The organism is Comamonas sp. FG99 (genome assembly GCF_057808605.1).
Genome location: NZ_JBMDII010000013.1, coordinates 121,175 through 138,575, shown reverse-complemented (window position 1 = coordinate 138,575; position 17,401 = coordinate 121,175). Strand labels below are relative to the sequence as shown.

Sequence of the window (17,401 nt, the reverse complement as noted above, 5' to 3'; positions counted from 1 at the left end):
GCATGCTGGACCACCTGGGGCTGGAGCCGGTGGTGCCGGGCGCGGGCGCGCTGCTCGCACCGTGAATCCAGGGTCGTGCCCATTCATCCACCATAAAAGAGCCCTGAGCAATCCGGGCATACAAGGAGACAGCATATGTCCCATCTCAAGCTGTACTGCGCCGATCGGGAGCGGTTCGTCAGCGGGCGATTCCTGCCGGCGGGCGCCACCCCGGCGGCCACCGAATACCCGCTGGTGGTGGCCATTCACGGTGGCACCTACACCGCCGAGTACTTCGATATCGAGGGCTGCTCGCTGCTGGCGCGCGCCTCGGCCCTGGGGATGCCGATTTTCGCGCTCAACCGGCCGGGATATGCGGACAGCCTGCCCAGGCAGAAGACCGACGGCTCCATCCATTCGAATGCGGAGATCCTCAACGACGCGCTGGCGCAGCTGTGGGAGCTGCATGGCGGGCAGGCGCGGGGGATCTTCCTCATAGGCCACTCCATTGGCGGCGCGATCGCCATCCGCATGGCGGCGCTGCGCAAGCGGTGGCCACTGCTGGGCCTGTCGATTTCGGGCGTAGGGCTGCGCGAACCCGATGCCGTGCTGGAGCAATGGAAGTCGCTGCCGCCGGCCGATCCGATCGAGATACCTGCGCAGGCCAAGGACGCATTGATGTACGGCCCCGCTGGCAGCTTCGTGCCCGAAGCGCAGCAGGCGGCGCACCGTTCGGACCATGCCATGCCCCGCCAGGAACTGCTCGACATTGCGTTCGAATGGCAGCGTCTGCTGGACGAATCTGCGCCGCAGGTCGAGGTGCCGGTCCACTACCGGCAGCCCGAGTTCGACCACCTCTGGGTGGTGGATGACCAGGAAGTACTGGCTTTTGCGCAGCGCTTCGTCCGCGCGCCGGTGATCGATGCCAAGGTGCTGAAAGGCGCGGGCCACTGCATCGACTTCCACCGCCTCGGAGCTGCATTCCAGCTTGAACAGCTGGCATTTTCCCTGGCTTGCAGCGCCAGTAGCCGCAGCATTCGCTGAAACAGCCCCGCAACCACAAGGAACGAATCATGAAACTCAAGACAAGCGCAGCGCTCGGCGCGGCTGCGGCGGCTGTGCTCGCCCCTTCGCTGGCCTTTGCCGATGGCCACTATGTTCCCGGTGTCGAGGGCATCCAGGCCGCGAGTGCGCCGCCGCCGGGCTTTTACTACCTCGGCTATCTGCTCGACTACCACATGGATAGCTTCCGGGCGCCTGGATCGAGCAGCAATCTTCCCGGCCACAACAAGGGCACGGTCACCGCGCTGGCCAATCGCCTGGTATGGATCACGCAGACCAAGGTGCTGGGCGCCGACTATGGCATGGAAGCGGTCATTCCGGTGCTGCGCACTTCGCTCACCCTGAATGCGGCGGGCATATCGGATACCCGCAGTGGCGTGGGCGATATCTATCTCGGCCCGCTGGTGCTGGGCTGGCACGGCCAGCAGTGGGATGCCTCGGCTGCCGCGGGTTTCTGGCTGGACAACGCCAGCACCAGCAGCCCTGCCGCCGCGGGCAAAGGCTTCAGGGGCACCATGCTCACCGGCGGAATGACCTATTACTTCGACAGTGCCAAGACCGTCACTGCCTCGGGCCTGATGCGTTTCGAGCGCAATGGCAAGAACGATGCAGGCTTTCGGCCCGGCAACCAGATTTCGTTTGAATGGGGCCTGGGCAAGAACTTCGGGGCCGTGCAGGCTGGGCTGGTCGGCTACAGCCAATGGCAGGTGAGCGACGACCAAGGGGCCGGCGCAGGTACCGAGCGCGCCTCCCGCCACGCAGTCGGTTTGCAGCTCGACTATCCGATTCCCGGTGCTGGCCTGTTCTTCAAGGGCGCCGTCTACAAGGAATTCAGTGCCACGGCAGGCACCGGCGCGTACCCGAAAGGATCGCTGGTGCGCTTCACGCTCGTGAAGGCGTTCTGAGTCCGAAGAAGAAACAAAGGAGACAAGCCATGCCAAGAAAATCGATGCTTCTCGTCGCGCTGCTGGGGACCGGGGGGCTCGTGCACGCGCAATCGTCCGTTCAGATCTACGGCGTCATGGATACGGCCGTCGAATACATGGACAACGTGGGCACGGGCAAATCGAGCCTGACGCGCATGCCCACGCTGACGGGCAGCGTACCCTCGCGCCTGGGCTTTCGCGGGCGCGAGGATCTGGGCGCGGGCCTGAGCGCCGCCTTCACGCTGGAGATGGGCCTTGGCTCGGATTCGGGGGTGCTTGGCCAGGGCGGCCGGAGCTTTGGCCGCCAGGCGTTCGTCAGCCTGAACGGGCCTTGGGGATCGCTGGGGCTGGGCCGCCAGTACACCATGCTGTTCTGGTCATACCTGGACGCAGACGTGATAGGCCCGAACCTGCATAGCATGAACAGCCTGGACAGCTATTTTCCCAATGCGCGTGCCGACAATGCGGTCTCCTACAAGGGCACGTTCTCGGGCCTCACGGTGGGCGCCACCTACAGCTTCGGCCGCGATGCCGTCAATGCCGGCCCCAGTCCTGCTGGCACCAACTGCGCCGGCGAGAGCAGCACCGATGCCAGGGCCTGCCGCGAATGGTCGGCCCTGCTCAAGTACGACACTGCCACTTGGGGCGCGGCGCTGGCGCATGACGAGCTGCGCGGCGGCGCAGGCGCCTTTGGCGGGCTGACCAACAGCGCCCTTGCAGACAAGCGCACCATGCTCAATGGCTATGTGAAGCTCGCCGGAGCCAAGCTGGGTGGTGGCTACATGCGCCGAAGCAATGGCGGCAATGCGGCGGCGCCGCGCAGCGACCTGTGGTTCGCGGGCATCAGCTATCCCATGGGCTTGTGGACGCTCGACACCCAGTACTCGCAGCTCAAGTACCAGGACAGCTCGGACAAGGGCCAGCTGGTGGTGCTGCGCGGCACCTATAGCCTGTCCAAGCGCACGGCGGTCTATGCTTCGCTGGGTTACGTGAAGAACAGCGGCAACGCGGCGTTCGGAGCCAGCAGCGCACAGGCCGGAGGAACCCCGATGGCGGGCGTGAACCAGACCGGCTTCGGGGTGGGATTGCGGCATGCCTTCTAGCGCCACAGACCCGCCGGGCGATGTGCACGGGCCGCGGGCGCCGGTGGCGGGCGGGTTCTGAAAAGGAGTCACGACATGGATGCTCTTGCCGACAATGCCGCCGGGCCGCTGTCACGGCTGCGCTTGCCACCGGCCATGCTGCTGGTGGATGCCCCGGACCTGGAGGCGGCGCGCCCGGTGATCGAGCGATTGCATTCCCGCTTTGAGTGGCGCCGCATGGCCGGCGCCCGGCACGGAGATGGCGGGGTGCACGTGCATGGCCTGCGCTGGGGGGCGCTGGCGCTGTCGATGTTGGACTATGGCTCTTGCGTCGATATTCGGCCGGAGGGCCTGGGGCCGATGGTGCTGGCCACCACGGTGCTGCGCGGAAGGCTGGAGCAGCGCTCGCGCGCGGGCGCGTGCGCCGGCGCTTCGGGCGCTACGCTCCTGGCGAGCGGTGCAGACGTTCCCGGCTACAGGTATGGCGAACATGCCGAGGTGCTGAAGCTGGGCCTGTCGCAGGCCCGCATCGACGCCTTGTGCTGGCAGATGCTGGGCCATGCAGGCAAGACGCCGGTGCGCTTCATGGCGCAGGAGCTGGACGGCGCTGGAGCCGGCGGCTGGCTCGCCTTGCTGGGCTATCTGATGCAGGCAATTTCCAGGCCGGAAACAAGCGCGAAGGAGCTGCTTGCCGAACACCTGGAGAAGTGCTTCATCCTGCATCTTCTGCAAACCGTGCCCCACAACTACAGCGATGCGCTGGGTCGGGATGCGCAAGACGCGCCCAGGCCCCGCCTGCTGCACCGCGCCCGCGAGTACATGCAGGCATGCTGGCAGGAGCCCTTGACGCTCGCGGATATCGCGGCTGCCGCTGGCTGCAGCGTGCGCACGCTGACGCGGGTTTTCCACTCCAACGAGAAGCTCGCGCCGATGCAGTTCCTGCAGGAGCTGCGCCTGCAGCACGCACACGCTGCGCTGCAGGCTCGCATGGCCAGCGGTGACACGGTTGCCGCGGTCGCCATGCGCTGCGGCTTCAACCATTTGGGCGAGTTCAACCGGCAGTACCGGCGCCGGTTCGGCGAACCACCGTCTCACACCACCGCGCTGCAGTCCGGCCAATAGCCTCAGGCGGGCGCGAAGATGCCCAGAGGCCCCTCGCAGAGGTTGAGCACCACGCTCTTGGTCTGCGTGTAGTGGTTCAGCACCTCGTGGGCGAATTCCCGTCCGAAGCCGCTTTGCTTGTAGCCCCCGATGGGCATGCCGCCCAGGAAGTTGTAGTAGCGGTTGACCCAGACGGTGCCGGTCTCCAGCGCGCAGGCCATCTGGTGCGCACGCCGCAGATTGCTGGTCCACACGCCCCCGCCCAGGCCGTAGACGGATGCGTTGGCAAGCCGTATCACCTGCGCATCGTCCTTCCAGGTCAGCACGCTGGTGACCGGGCCGAAGATCTCGTCCTGCGCCACTTTCATGTTGTTTTCCACATCGGCCAGCAGCGTGGGCTTGATGAACAGCCCCTGCTCCAGGCCTGGAACATGCGCCCGCTCGCCGCCCACCAGTACCCGGGCGCCTTCGCGCGGCCCTTCTTGCAGATAGCCCAGCACCTTGTCCATCTGCATCTGCGACGCTTGGGCGCCGAGTTGCGTCTGCGGCGATCTCGGATCGCCAATGCGTATGCCCGCCAGGATGCGGGTGAGCTTTTCCAGGAAGGCATCGCGCACCTTCTCGTGCACGAACAGGCGCGAGCCGGCCAGGCAGACCTCGCCCTTGTTGAGGATGGTGGACATGGCGGCGCCCTCGGCGGCGGCATCGAGATCGGCGTCCTCGCAGACGATGTTGGCCGACTTCCCACCCAGCTCCATGGTTTGCGGAATGATGTTGGTGGCCGCCAGCCGCATCAGCGTGCGCGCAGTAGGGCGCGATCCAGTGAAGCTGACCTTGCGCACGCGTGCGTCGGTGAGCAGTGGTTCGCCGAGGTCCGGGCCATAGCCGGTCACGATGTTGAGCACCCCGGGCGGCAGCAGATCGGCCATTTCCCGCGCAAACTCCAGCACCGACAGGCAGACGATTTCGGAGGGCTTGAGCACCACGGTGTTGCCCGCGGCCAGGGCCGGGGCGACTTTCGAGGCCAGCATGATCATCGGCACATTCCATGGAATGATCTGCACCACCACGCCTAGCGGTTCGCGGTGCACGATGCCGATGGCCTCGGGCGTGTGCAGCGACTCGCCGTGCAACTGCCACGGCGTGCCAGAGAAGATGGCGAACTGCTCGATGGCCATCGGCATGTCGAAGTGCAGCGCCTCGCTGATCGGCTTGCCATTGTTGAGCGTATCCATCAGCGCATAGTGCCCGATGCGGGCTTTCAGCCGGCGCACGATTTCGTAGAGGATCTCCTGGCGGCGCGCTGGCGCGGTGGCCGCCCAGGCGGGGAGGGCTGCCGCGGCGGCGTCTACCGCGCGGCGGGCGTCTTCGGCATTGCCGGCGCTGATGTGGCTCAGCACCTCGCCGGTGGCTGGATTCTTCAGCGCGATGGTCTTGCCGCTGGCGCCTTCGCACCATTGGCCGCCGATGAATTGGCCGTAGGCCGGAAGATGGGTGGAGTGGTCGGTCATGGAAGCTCCTTGGGGGGTGGTTGATCAAGATCGGAAGAGGGCTGCATCGAGCAGCCGGGTCTTCGAGGTGTTGCGATGCTCAGCGCCTGGTCAGCAGCTGCGCGAGGCGTTCCCCAATGACCATGCAGGGGGCCATCGGCGCGCCGGTGGTGATGCGCGGCATCACCGAGGCGTCGGCAATGCGCAGCTTGCGCATGCCGCGCACCCGCAGCTGGCTGTCGACCACTGCCGTGTCGTCCTTGCCCATCCGGCAGGTGCCACTGGCGTGGAAGAAGGTGGTGGCGGCGTTCCGCACAAAGCTCTGCAGCGCCGCGCCGCTCAGCGGGCCCGGCAGTACCTCGCGCTTGACGAAATCCTTCATGGCGCTGGAATTGCCGATCTCGCGTGCGATCTCGACGCCGCGCATCAACGCCTGCACGTCGGCTGGCTCTGACAGATAGTTCGCCTGGATCAAAGGCTTGTCGCCGGGGTTCGTGGAACGCAGCGTCAGCTCGCCTCGGCTCTGGGGGCGCACCAGCCCTGGTGCGATCGACCAGGCCGTGGGCGGGGGCGCGCCGCGTTTGCCGATGGCCGGGCTGACATAGGGAATCTGGATGTGCACCGGGTACAGGTCCGGAGTGTCCAGGTCGGGCCGGCTCTTGTAGAAAAAGGCCGCATCGGCGCCGCTGTTGCGCAGCGCAGCAGGCTCGTGCGGCTCCCAGACGCAGCCACCCAGAAGGATATGGTCTTGCAGGTTGCTGCCGACCTCCGGCGCATGGTGGATGACCGGCAGCCCCAGGGCTTTGAGCCGGCGCGCGTCGCCGATGCCCGACAGCATGAGCAGCTGGGGTGTGCGTAGCCCGCCGGCGCACAGCACCACTTCCTGGCGTGCTGCCAGGCGATGCATGCGCCCCTGCCAATGGAACTGCACGCCGGATGCCTGGCCCTTGAGGATCTCGATCCGGTGCACCGTGGCCCCGGTCAGCACCGTCAGGTTCGGCCGGTCCATGACCGGGTACAGGAAGTTGGACGGCATGTTGCGCCGCCGGCCGTCCTGAATGATCTGGTCCAGCAGCGCCGCGCCGCCAGGGCCTTCCATCATCGCGCCGTTGATATCCGCGAAGCGCGCAATGCCGGCAGCCTGCGCGGCGTCCAGCATGGCGACGGCGCAAGGGGCGGGGTCGTGTGCAGGTTGGACCCAGACCGGCCCGTTGCGGCCGCGCCGATGCGGATCGTCGGCCTGCCCTTGCCAGTTTTCCAGGTGGCGGTAGATAGCCAGCACATGCTCGTAGTTCCACGACGGATCGCCGGCGGCATCGGCCCAGAATTCGAAGTCGTTGCGGTGCCCGCGCGAATAGTTGCAGGCATTGATGCTGGAGCCACCACCCAGGACCTTGCCGGTGTTCATCGCCATCGCGCGGCCGTTCAGGCCGGCGCAAGGCTCGGAGGTGTCTTGCCAGTCGAGCGCCGTGCCAAGGTTGGTGAACCAGGCACCCGGCGATAGCACGCTTGGCAGCTCGTCGCTGGAGCCGGCCTCCAGCAGCAGCACGCGGGCTTGGGTCTGCTGTGCCAGCCGGCCGGCGAGGGTGCTGCCGGCGGTGCCTGCGCCGCAGACAATGAAGTCGTATTCGGGCAGCAAGCGGCGGGCACGTGCCTGCTGGTTGCTGCGCACCCGCTGCGCGTGCTCTGCGTCTGCATGGGCCTGTTGGGTGGAAAGGCCGGCCATCAGGGCCAGTGCCACGAAGCGGCGGCGGTCGATATGCCCCGCAATGAATGCGTGCCGCGCCTGATCGCAAGGATCGCCGCGGCTGGAATGGGCGAAGGCTCGGGAAGAAGTCACGCTGCTCTCCTGTCTGATGGTGACGCTGCATCGCTGGTTGCGACGCTGCTGGAGAGCAGGATAGAAAGCGGCGGCGGCGAGGGCTAACGGAATATGGCCGGGCCCTGCGGATTCAGGTCAAAACTTGCCGCCATGCCCGCCATGCCCGCCATGGGCCAGGTCCCGGCTCGGAGCCGAAGGCAGCATGTGCGCGGCTGGCATTTCAATACGCACTGGCGCGCAGCACCTGGCCGCGTTCGGCGGCCTGTTGCTGCAGCCGCGCGAACTGCTCGGGGTAGAAGCGCTCGGCCACGTCCAGGTGCGAGCGCACGCGGCCCTTGAGGGCGTTGTCGCCCACATGGCGGAACAGCGGGTTGTCGGGGTCGCTTTCGGGGCCGGTGGCCAGTGCCGCCAGCGCCGGCGGCAGTTGCAGCAGCGGGATCTGGCCGGCATCCAGGCGCGGCGCCAGGAAGTACGCCACCGAATAGCGGTCCACGCCGGCCTGCGGCACCTGCACGCGGTGCACGTTGGCGCGCAGGTAGCCGTTGGTCGCCAGCTCCAGGATCTCGCCGATATTGACCACGAAGGCATTGGCCAGCGGCGCCACGTCGATCCAGCCCTGGCCGGTCTGCACCTGCAGGCCGCCCACGCTGTCCTGCAGCAGCAGCGACAGGATGCCGCCGTCCTTGTGCGCACCCACGCCCTGGCTCGCTTCGGACGGCTGCTCGCCCGGGTAGTGGATGAGCTTGAGCCGGTGCGCCGGATCGCCGGTCACCAGGTCCTGCAGCGCATCCTCGGGCAGCTGTAGCGCGGCCAGGAAGTGGCGCAGCAGCTCCAGCGCCACCGCGTGGACCGTGTCCAGCCAGCCCTGCACTTCGGCCCGGAAGGCGGGCAGCTCGGCCGGCCATTGGTTGGGGCCCTGCAGCCCGGCCCAGGCGGGCACGCCGGGGCCGGGCTCGATGGCCGGCAGCTCCTCGCCGAAGTCGATCTGCTCGCGCCGGTCGGGCCGGTTGCGGGTGATCTCGCCGTTGAGCGCGGTATAGCCGTGGAAGTGCCGGTTGTTGGCCATGGCCAGGCGTGTCTTGCTGGCTTCGGGCAGCGCGAAGAAGGCGCGGGCCTGCTGCTGTATGCCGCGCCATTGCTGCAAGGCGATGCCGTGGCCGACGAGGTAGAAGAAGCCGATGTCGCGCGCGGTTGCGGCCAGCTGGTGCAGCGCGGCGGTACGGGTGGCCGGGTTGCGCAGCTCGTTCAGGTCGATCACCGGCAATGCTGGGGTCTTGTGGTGCGCTGTGGCGGATGGGGCCGATGCCGCCGATGCGGCGGCGCGCGCCAGCGCATGCCGGGCGAGTTGTTCGGGGTCTTGCGTGCTGGGTGGCGTGCTCATGGAAAGGCTTTCGAAGGAATGAAGGATCGGGCGGCCTGCGATCAGGCGGCCAGTGCATAGCCTGCCGGTGCATTGCTGGCTTGCGCCAGGGCCTGCTGCAGGTCGGCCAGCAGGTCGTCGGGGTGCTCGATGCCGATGGACAGCCGCACCAGCCCCGGCGCGATGCCGGCCTGCGCCAGCTGGGCGTCGCTGAGCAGGTGGTGCGTGGTCTCGGCGGGAATGGCGGCCAGCGATTTGCTGTCGCCGATGTTGACCAGGCGCAGGAAGAGGCGCAGCGCATCGTAGAAACTGCGCGCCGCCGCGCGGCCGCCGCGCAGCTCGAAGCCCACCACGCCGGGCAGGCCGCCGCCGCGCAGGTAGCGGCGGGCCAGCGCATGGTCGGGGTGCGAGGCCAGGCTCACATGGTGGATGCGCTCGACCAGCGGGTGCTGCTGCAGCTGCGCGATGACGCGGCGCGTGTTGGCTGCGATGCGCTCCTGGCGCACGGCCAGCGTCTCCAGCCCCTGCAGCAGCAGGAAGGCGCTGTGCGGCGCCAGCGCCGCGCCGCAGTTGCGCAGCAGCACGGTGCGCGCCCGCGCGATATAGGCCAGGCCCGGGAACTGCTCGGTGTAGACCACGCCGTGGAACGCGGGCTCGGGCGTGCTGAACTGCGGGTAGCGCGCGGCATGCGCGGCCCAGTCGAAGCGGCCGCTGTCCACAATCAATCCACCCAGCGCGCTGCCGTGGCCGCCTATCACCTTGGTGGCCGAATGCACCACGATGTCGGCGCCCCAGTCGAAGGGGCGCAGCTGCAGCGGCGAGGCCACGGTGTTGTCCACCACCAGCGCCACGCCGGCCTCGTGGGCCACGGCGGCCAGCCGCTGCAGGTCGGCGAGCGCGCCCGAGGGATTGCCCACCGATTCCACGAACACCGCCTTGGTGCCCGGCGTGATGGCGCGGGCCAGGGCCGCGAAATCGTCCTTGGCGACGATGCTGCTGGTGATGCCGCGGGTGTGCAGCACCTGGGTGATGAAGTTGTGCGTGCCGCCATAGAGCTGCGATGCGATCACCACATGGTCGCCGGCCGAGGCCAGCGTGGCCAGGGCCACGTCGATCGCCGCCATGCCCGAGGCCAGCGCCAGCGCGCCGCTGCCGCCTTCGAGCGCGGCGATGCGCTGCTCCAGCACCGCCAGCGTGGGGTTGCCGGTGCGCGAATACACGTCGCCCTCCTGCACCAGATCGAACAGCTCGGCCGCATGCTGCGCGCTGTCGAAGACGAAGGAGCTGGTCTGGTAGATGGGCACGGCCGCGCTGCGGCGGTGGTCTGTGCCCGCATAGCCGGCATGCAGCGCCTGCGTGTCGGGCTGCCAGCCGCGCTGGTAGGCGGCGATGTCGGCCGCCGGCGTGGGGTACTGGATCTGTGCCATGGCTTGGCTCTCAGGCGGCCTGCGCTTCGGGCTCGGGCAGGATGTGCCGCACGCGGCCATCGATGGCCTGCGGCTGGCGCAGCAGGTTGAGGATGGGGCAGGCCTGCTCCACCGCCGCGTACAGCGCCTGGATGGCTTGGGCGCTGGCGGGTGAGGTGATGCGCAGCTCGTAGGCGATGTCGTGCGGCCAGATGGGCACGTTCTCGAAGCCGGGCCTGCCGGCGCGCGGATCGATGGTGCCCGACACCTCCACCTCCAGGCTGTCGATGGGCAGCTGGCGCGAAGCCGCCTGGATCAGCGTGATGTGCGTCACGCAGCTGCCAAGCACACCGAGCTGCAGCTCGGGCGAGCTGGGCCCCAGGTCGTAGCCTGCAAAGCTGTAGGGGCTGTCGCTGACCACCTGGTGGTCGCGGATGCGGATGCGGCGCACGCCGCTGCGGCCTTCGGCGCTGACCTGGGCGCGCAGCGCGCCGGCTTGCGCGGTGCCGGCCTGCACGCTGGCGTCGCGGGCCTGCACGGCCTGGCGCTTGTGGTCGAGATAGGCATTCAGATCCGTCATTCAAGGCTCCCTGCACATCGGTGCAAAACATGGTGCGGCCATTGTTGGCGGTGCCGCGCAGCGCTGGAAACGAAGAAATTCGACGAGCCATATATGGAATCCGCATACGCCTTTGCGTGCATATCCATAGCCGTTTTTGTTCGTTGGCGGCAGTGGCTGCGCAGCCTATCGTGGCCTTCTCATCCGACAGGGGGTATCACCATGACAACGATTGCCACACCACCGGCAGCGGCGCGCGCCGTCTCGCGCCGGGCGCTCATCCGCGGCGCGGCCGCCGTGGCCGGCGCCGCCGCGCTGGCCGCGAGCCGCGTGCATTCGCAGCCGCGCCACAAGATCACATTTGCCTGGAGCCAGGCGAGCTTTTGCCATGCGCCGATTCCGGTGGCGCTGGAGCGCGGCTTCTTCGAGCGCAACGGGCTCGACGTGGAACTGCTCAACTGGGGCGGCTCGGCCGACCAGCTGCTCGAAGCCCTGGCCACCGGCAAGGCCGATGCCGGCACCGGCCTGATCCACCGCTGGGTCAAGCCGCTGGAGGCGGGCCTGGATGTGAAGCTCATCGGCAGCGTGCACGGCGGCTGCCTGCGCTTCGTGGGCGCCAAGGCCGCTGGCGTGGGCACCGATCTGAAAAGCCTCAAGGGCAAGACCATAGGCGTGGCCGACCTCAACAGCCCGGCCAAGCAGTTCTACGCCATCCACCTGGCCAAGCAGGGCATAGACATCGACAAGGACGTGCAGTGGCGCGTCTATCCCGCCGACTTGCTGGACGTGGCGGTGAAGAAGGGCGAGATCCAGGCCATTGCCGACGGCGACCCCAATCTCTACCTGATCGAGAAGCGCAATCCCGGCGTGTTCGTTGAGCTGGGCAACAGCGCCAAGGGGCCGTATGCCGAAAGCATCTGCTGCGTGATCGGTGCGGGCGCCAGGTTCGTCAAGGACCAGCGGCCGGCCGCCGCGGCGCTGGTGCGGGCGCTGAGCCAGGCGGCCGACTACGTGGCCGAGAACCCCAACGAGGCCGCGCGCCTGTTCGCGCCGTATTCGCCCAAGGTGCCGGTGGCCGACCTGCAGCGGCTGATCGCCGAGCTGACCTACAAGCACCACCCATCGGGCGCGCCGCTGCGCGACGAGGTCAAGAGCTTTGCCAGCGATTTCCGCGATGCCGGCGTGCTGAAGAAGAGCACCGACCCGGCGCGCTTCGCGAGCCACATCACCGCGGATGTACTGGCATGACGGCCGCCGCCACCTCCATGGCGCCGCAGCCTTCGCTGCCGCTGCGCGGCGGGCCTGTCCGCAGCCTGTGGCCCCAGGGCCTGGGCGCGGCGGCGGCCTGGGCCGCGCTGGGCCTGCTGACGCTGCTGTGGCCCAACAAGGAAATCGGCTTCAGCGACTGGGCCTTCACGCAGGAGTTCGGCGCGGCCGCGCTGGCGCTGGCCGTGGTGCTGGCCCTGCTGTCGGCGGCCGCGCCCTGGCTGGCGCGCCATGCACCCTGGCTGCTGGCCTGGGGGCGGTGGCTGATCGCCGCGCCGCTGCTGCTGGCGCTGTGGGAGGTGCTCACCGCCAAGCTCGGCCTGCTGCCGCCGCCGTTCTTCGCGCCGCCGCAAAGCCTGATCGACGTGGTGGCCGAGGACTGGCGGCGCCTGGGCCTGTCCATCGCCTATTCGCTGCGCCTGCTGGCGCACGGCATCGTGCTGGGCGCGGCCGTGGGCTTTGCGGCCGGCGTGTGGGTGGGCTGGTCGCGCGCGGTGGGCTACTGGCTGCACCCGGTGCTGCGTTTTCTGGGGCCGATACCCGCGTCGGCGCTGCTGCCGCTGGCCTTCTTCTTTGCGCCGTCCAGCTATTCGGCGGCGGTGTTCCTGATTGCGCTGGCCACCTTCTTTCCGGTGGCGGTGCTTACCTGGTCGGGCGTGGCCTCGGTGCCCAAGAGCTACTACGACGTGGCGCGCACCATGGGCGCGAGCGGCTGGTTCCTGGTGCTGCGGGTGGCGATTCCCGCGGCGCTGCCGCAGGTCTTCGTGGGGCTGTTCATGGGCCTGGGGGCCTCGTTCTCGGTGCTCATCACCGCCGAGATGATGGGCGTGAAGGCCGGCCTGGGCTGGTACCTGCAATGGGCCCAGGGCTGGGCCGCCTACGCCAACATGTATGCCGCCCTGCTGGTGATGGCGGCGCTGAGCTCGGGCCTGATCACCCTGCTCTTCACCGTGCGCGACCGCGTGCTCTCCTGGCAGAAAGGAACAGTGAAATGGTAGCCTCCCTGGGGGCAAGCGCTGCGGTGTCCAATGGCGCTGAAATCGGCATCCGGCAGGTGAGCCACTGGTTCCGGCAGGACGGCGGCGTGCTGCAGGTGCTCGATGGCATCGATCTGCACATAGAACGCGGCGAGTTCGTGGCCCTGCTGGGGCCCAGCGGCTGCGGCAAGTCCACGCTGCTGCGCCTGGTGGCCGGCCTGGAGGAGCCGACCACCGGCACCATCGCGCAGGACGGCGCCGCCATCCGCCAGCCCGATCCATCGCGTGTGGTGGTGTTCCAGGACCCGACGCTGTTTCCCTGGCGCTCGGTGTGGGACAACGTGGCCCTGGGCCTGCAGGCGCGCGGCCTGCTGGCGAGCCAGCGCGCGCGGGTCGACGAGGCACTGCAGCTGGTGGGCCTGAGCGATTTTGCCCGCGCGCACCCGCACCAGCTCTCGGGCGGCATGGCGCAGCGCGTGGCGCTGGCGCGCGCGCTGGTCAACGACCCGCAGCTGCTGGTGCTCGACGAGCCGCTGGGCAAGCTCGACTCGCTCACGCGGCTGGCCATGCAGACCGAGATCCTGCGGCTGTGGCAGCGCGCGCGCTTCACCACGCTGCTGGTGACGCACGATGTGGAGGAAGCGCTGTTCCTGGCGCAGCGCGTGATCGTGCTCAGCCCCCGCCCGGCGCGCATCGCCGCCGAGCTGGTGGTCGACCTGCCCTACCCGCGGCACCGTGGCGATGCGCGCCTGAGCGCGCTGCGCCACGAGGCGCTCAGGCACCTGGGCCTGGACCAGACCTGGTGATGCTGCCTGGCGACTGGGTTGATTGGCCCGAATGGCTCAACATGCTGATGGCCGGCATGCAGCAGGGCCAGGCGGCGCTGCTGCAGGGGCTGCACCGGCTGGGCCTGGTGGACAGCCTCTACGGCCAGCCGGCCTGGCCCTGGCCGCTGCGGCTGACGGCCGACAACCTGCTGATCGACCAGGGCCAGGCGCGGCGTGTGCTGGGCAGCCTTGCGGTGTTGGCCGGCGTGGCCGTGCTGGCGCTCGTGGCGCTGGCCTGGCGGCGGGCGCGTCCCTGGCTGGGCGCGGCCGGTGTGGCGGCGCTGCTGGCCGCGCCCTGGCCCGATGCGCGCCTGCTGCTGGCGCCGGCCAGCCCCACGAGCTTTCACCAGTCGCCCACCGCGTTTGCCGTGGAACCCATCGTGCGCGGCGAGGCCCTGTACCGCCAGCACTGCACCGCCTGCCACGGCGCCGACGGGCGCGGCCACGGCCCGCAGGCGGCCACGCAGCCGGTGTGGCCGCCGGATTTCTCGGGCAGCCTGCTGTGGCGCCGCGCCGATGGCGATCTGCTCTGGGCCATCCTGCGCGGCCTGCGCGCGCAGGCCGGCAAACGCGGCACGCCGCACGGCTTCAGCGCTGTGCTGCAGGCCGGCGACGCCTGGGCGCTGATCGATTTTCTCAAGGCCCAGTCCGCCGGCACCATGCTGCGGCAGGCCGGGCAATGGATGTACCCGGTGCGCCTGCCCGACATGGCGGTACGCTGCGCCGGCAGGCCCGAGCAGCGCCTGCGCGGACTGGCCCACCAGCGCATGCGCCTGGTGGCGGGCGATGCATCGGCGGCGCAGGAAGACCCGCGCTGGATGAGCCTGCAGCTGCCATCACCGGGGGCTGAGCCCGCATCGGCGCTGGACTGCGCCATCACCTCGCCCGAGGCCTGGCGGGCGCTGGGGCTGATCGCGGGCAGCGACCAGCTGGAGGGCCTGCAGTGGCTGTCGGACCGCAGAGGCTGGCTGCGGGCACAGAGCCGGCCGGGCCAGCCTTGGTCGGACGACGACCTGATCTGCAGCACCGGAAAGCGCCTTGCGGCCGCGCCCGCGGCCAAGGCCGACGGCATCGATGCCTTGATCGCCCGCATGGACGCGGAGCCGGTGCAGCTGGTCAAGGGCGGCTTCGTGCACCGCTAGGCCACGCCCGGCGGGCGCTACGCGCGGAAGATCTTGCCCGGGTTCATGATGTTCTTCGGGTCCAGCGCCTGCTTGATGGCGCGCATCATCTGCACCGCGCCGGCGCCGGTCTCCTCGACCAGGAAGTCCATCTTGTGGATGCCCACGCCGTGCTCGCCGGTGCAGGTGCCGCCCATGGACAGCGCTCGCGCCACCAGGCGGTGGTTCAGCGCCTCGGCGGCCTCGCGCTCGCGGGCATCGTTCGGATCGATCAGGTAGCCGAAGTGGAAGTTGCCGTCGCCCACGTGGCCGACCAGGAAGTACGGAATGCCGCTGGCATCCACCTCGGCCACGGATTCGAGCAGGCAGTCCGCCAGCCGGCTGATCGGCACGCAGGTATCGGTGCTGATGGCGCGGCAGCCCGGGCGGCTTTGCACCGCGGCGAAGTAGGCGTTGTGCCGCGCCGTCCACAGGCGCGTGCGCTCCTCGGGCGTGCTGGCCCATTCGAAGGCCTGGCCGCCGTGTTCGCTGGCGATGGACTGCACCGTCTCGGCCTGCTCCTGCACGCCGTGCGGCGTGCCGTGGAACTCCATCAGCAGCAGCGGCTCCTCGCGCAGGCCGAGGCGGCTGTGCGCATTGACCATGCGCACCGAGTTCGCGTCGATCAGCTCCACGCGCGCGATCGGCACGCCCAGCTGTATGGTCTGGATCACCGTGTGCACCGCGTCGGCGATGCTGGGGAAGGAGCAGATGGCGGCCGACACCGCCTCGGGCAGCGGGTACAGGCGCACCGTGACCTCGGTGACCACGCCCAGCGTGCCTTCGCTGCCGACGATCAGGCGCGTGAGGTCATAGCCCGCGCTGCTCTTCTTGGCGCGCGTGCCGGTGCGGATCACCTCGCCGGCGGCGGTGACGAACTCCAGCGCCAGCACGTTCTCGCGCATGGTGCCGTAGCGCACTGCATTGGTGCCGCTGGCGCGGGTCGAGGCCATGCCGCCGATGCTGGCGTCCGCGCCGGGGTCGATGGGGAAGAACAGCCCGGTGTCCTTGACCGCCTCGTTGAGCTGCTTGCGCGTGATGCCGGGCTGCACCGTCACCGTCAGGTCTTCGGCATTGACCGCGAGCACGCGGTTCATGCGGCTGACGTCAAGGCTGATGCCGCCCTGGATGGCCAGCAGGTGGCCTTCGAGCGACGAGCCGGCGCCGTAGGGGATCACCGGCACGCCATGCTCGCCGGCCAGGCGCAGCGCGTCGGCCACGTCTTGCGTGCTCTCGGCGAACACCACGGCCGCGGGCGGCGGCGCCTGGATCGAGCCTTCGTCGCGGCCGTGCTGTTCGCGCACGGCCAGCGTCACCGAGCACTGCGCGCCGAAGCGCTGCTGCAGCGTTTCGAGAAAGGCGCAGGGGATGGCGCGCTGGTCGGATTCGGAATACAGGTGCGGGGTGTGGGGGGCATTCATGGGACGGCTCCAGGCAAGCGGCCAAGAATACCATTGCGCCGGGCGCTATGGCTCATCGCGCGGGCGGCGCGGGCCGGGCCACTGGTGGGCCTGGCCCATCGGCAGCGGCAGGCGGCCCTGGCTGGCGGGGGCGGCCAGGCGCGCGGCGGGCGCGTTCGCCGCAGCCGGCGGCTGCGCCATCGCGGAGCTGACGGCCATGGACGCAAACAGCAGTACGCTGCGCGCATCGAAAGGATGCAAGATGGCGCTGGACTTGATGAACAGGGGCACGAGGACCTCCTTTCGCTGTCGAACAGGGGTCGATTGCATCGCAGGCGAGGCCGCAAGGCCAGCACTTTTGCCCGGTGTTGCGGCGGCAACATAATCACCGGTGTTGCTATACAGGGACTTCACATGGCTAACCGACTTTCACAAATCGCCACGCGCACCGGCGACGACGGCACCACCGGGCTGGGCGACAACACCCGCGTCTCCAAGCACAGCGGCCGCCCGCACGCCATGGGCGACGTGGACGAGCTGAACTCGCACATCGGCCTGCTGCTGTGCGAGCCGCTGCCGGGCGACGTGCGCGAGCTGCTGGTGGACGTCCAGCACCAGCTCTTCAACCTGGGCGGCGAGCTGTCGATGCCGGGCTACGAGCTGCTCAAGGACGATGCGCTGCTGCAGCTCGACAATGCGCTGGCGCACTACAACGGCGGGCTGCCGCGGCTGGCCGAGTTCATCCTGCCGGCCGGCACGCGCGCCGCCGCCCAGGCCCATGTGTGCCGCACGGTGGCGCGCCGCGCCGAGCGCGCGGTGGTGGCGCTGCAGGCGGCCGAGGCCATGCGCGCTGCGCCGCGCCAGTACCTCAACCGGCTGTCCGACCTGCTTTTCGTGCTGGCGCGGGTGCTCAACCGGGTGGATGGCGGCGACGACGTGTACTGGAAGAGCGAGCGGCTGGCGCGCATGCAGGCCGCCGACTGA

16 protein-coding genes are annotated in these 17,401 nt (G+C 69.0%); 9 read left to right on the top strand and 7 right to left on the bottom strand.

What is annotated here, in order from left to right; all coding sequences use genetic code 11:
* Positions 1-135 precede the first annotated feature (135 nt).
* The 4 genes from ACODRX_RS11245 (at position 136) to ACODRX_RS11230 (ending at position 4,171) form a co-directional block, all read left to right on the top strand.
* Positions 136-1,023, top strand: coding sequence for an alpha/beta hydrolase (locus ACODRX_RS11245; protein WP_488871581.1), 888 nt, complete (start codon positions 136-138; stop codon positions 1,021-1,023).
* A 29-nt stretch (positions 1,024-1,052) separates the two neighbouring features.
* Entirely contained in the window at positions 1,053-1,946 is an 894-nt protein-coding gene (locus tag ACODRX_RS11240; RefSeq protein WP_488871580.1) for a SphA family protein, read from the top strand.
* 29 nt (positions 1,947-1,975) lie between these two features.
* Entirely contained in the window at positions 1,976-3,070 is a 1,095-nt protein-coding gene (locus tag ACODRX_RS11235; RefSeq protein WP_488871579.1) for a porin, read from the top strand.
* A gap of 75 nt (positions 3,071-3,145) precedes the next feature.
* Positions 3,146-4,171 carry a helix-turn-helix domain-containing protein gene (locus ACODRX_RS11230; RefSeq protein WP_488871578.1) on the top strand — a complete coding sequence of 342 codons (1,026 nt, stop codon included), beginning with the start codon at positions 3,146-3,148 and terminating at the stop codon, positions 4,169-4,171.
* Positions 4,172-4,173: 2 nt separating this feature from the next.
* On the opposite strand, the gene ACODRX_RS11225 is transcribed toward ACODRX_RS11230, so the two are convergent.
* The 5 genes from ACODRX_RS11225 to ACODRX_RS11205 form a co-directional block, all read right to left on the bottom strand.
* Positions 4,174-5,661 carry an aldehyde dehydrogenase family protein gene (locus ACODRX_RS11225; protein ID WP_488871577.1) on the bottom strand — a complete coding sequence of 496 codons (1,488 nt, stop codon included), beginning with the start codon at positions 5,659-5,661 and terminating at the stop codon, positions 4,174-4,176.
* A gap of 79 nt (positions 5,662-5,740) precedes the next feature.
* Positions 5,741-7,480 (bottom strand): GMC family oxidoreductase, encoded by a 1,740-nt coding sequence (locus ACODRX_RS11220; RefSeq protein WP_488871576.1) that lies wholly within the window; start codon positions 7,478-7,480, stop codon positions 5,741-5,743.
* A 202-nt stretch (positions 7,481-7,682) separates the two neighbouring features.
* Positions 7,683-8,843: an isopenicillin N synthase family dioxygenase gene (locus ACODRX_RS11215; protein WP_488871575.1), complete on the bottom strand. Its 1,161-nt coding sequence runs from the start codon at positions 8,841-8,843 to the stop codon at positions 7,683-7,685.
* 41 nt (positions 8,844-8,884) lie between these two features.
* Positions 8,885-10,249 carry an O-acetylhomoserine aminocarboxypropyltransferase/cysteine synthase family protein gene (locus ACODRX_RS11210; RefSeq protein WP_488871574.1) on the bottom strand — a complete coding sequence of 455 codons (1,365 nt, stop codon included), beginning with the start codon at positions 10,247-10,249 and terminating at the stop codon, positions 8,885-8,887.
* 10 nt (positions 10,250-10,259) lie between these two features.
* A complete protein-coding gene (locus ACODRX_RS11205) occupies positions 10,260-10,808 on the bottom strand; it encodes an OsmC family protein (RefSeq protein ID WP_488871573.1) in 549 nt (182 codons plus the stop codon).
* Positions 10,809-11,009: 201 nt separating this feature from the next.
* Between ACODRX_RS11205 and ACODRX_RS11200 the strand changes: the two genes are divergently transcribed.
* The 4 genes from ACODRX_RS11200 to ACODRX_RS11185 are packed head-to-tail and all read left to right on the top strand — an operon-like array spanning position 11,010 to position 14,999.
* Positions 11,010-12,035, top strand: a complete 1,026-nt coding sequence (locus tag ACODRX_RS11200) for an ABC transporter substrate-binding protein (RefSeq protein ID WP_488871572.1) — start codon at positions 11,010-11,012, stop codon at positions 12,033-12,035.
* Positions 12,032-13,051: an ABC transporter permease gene (locus tag ACODRX_RS11195; protein ID WP_488871571.1), complete on the top strand. Its 1,020-nt coding sequence runs from the start codon at positions 12,032-12,034 to the stop codon at positions 13,049-13,051. Before ACODRX_RS11200 ends, ACODRX_RS11195 begins: the two co-directional genes overlap by 4 nt.
* Complete coding sequence (locus tag ACODRX_RS11190; RefSeq protein ID WP_488871570.1) at positions 13,045-13,836, top strand: ABC transporter ATP-binding protein; 792 nt, start codon at positions 13,045-13,047, stop codon at positions 13,834-13,836. Before ACODRX_RS11195 ends, ACODRX_RS11190 begins: the two co-directional genes overlap by 7 nt.
* Positions 13,836-14,999, top strand: a complete 1,164-nt coding sequence (locus ACODRX_RS11185; protein WP_488871569.1) for a c-type cytochrome — start codon at positions 13,836-13,838, stop codon at positions 14,997-14,999. Before ACODRX_RS11190 ends, ACODRX_RS11185 begins: the two co-directional genes overlap by 1 nt.
* Positions 15,000-15,016: 17 nt before the next feature.
* Here ACODRX_RS11185 and ACODRX_RS11180 read toward each other — a convergent pair whose 3' ends face one another.
* The gene (locus ACODRX_RS11180) at positions 15,017-16,438 is read right to left on the bottom strand and encodes an FAD-binding oxidoreductase (protein ID WP_488871568.1); all 1,422 of its coding nucleotides are present in this window, start codon (positions 16,436-16,438) and stop codon (positions 15,017-15,019) included.
* A gap of 45 nt (positions 16,439-16,483) precedes the next feature.
* Positions 16,484-16,708, bottom strand: coding sequence for a hypothetical protein (locus ACODRX_RS11175; RefSeq protein WP_488871567.1), 225 nt, complete (start codon positions 16,706-16,708; stop codon positions 16,484-16,486).
* Between the two features lie 123 nt (positions 16,709-16,831).
* Here ACODRX_RS11175 and ACODRX_RS11170 point away from each other — a divergent pair, with 123 nt between their 5' ends.
* Positions 16,832-17,401, top strand: a complete 570-nt coding sequence (locus tag ACODRX_RS11170) for a cob(I)yrinic acid a,c-diamide adenosyltransferase (protein ID WP_488871566.1) — start codon at positions 16,832-16,834, stop codon at positions 17,399-17,401.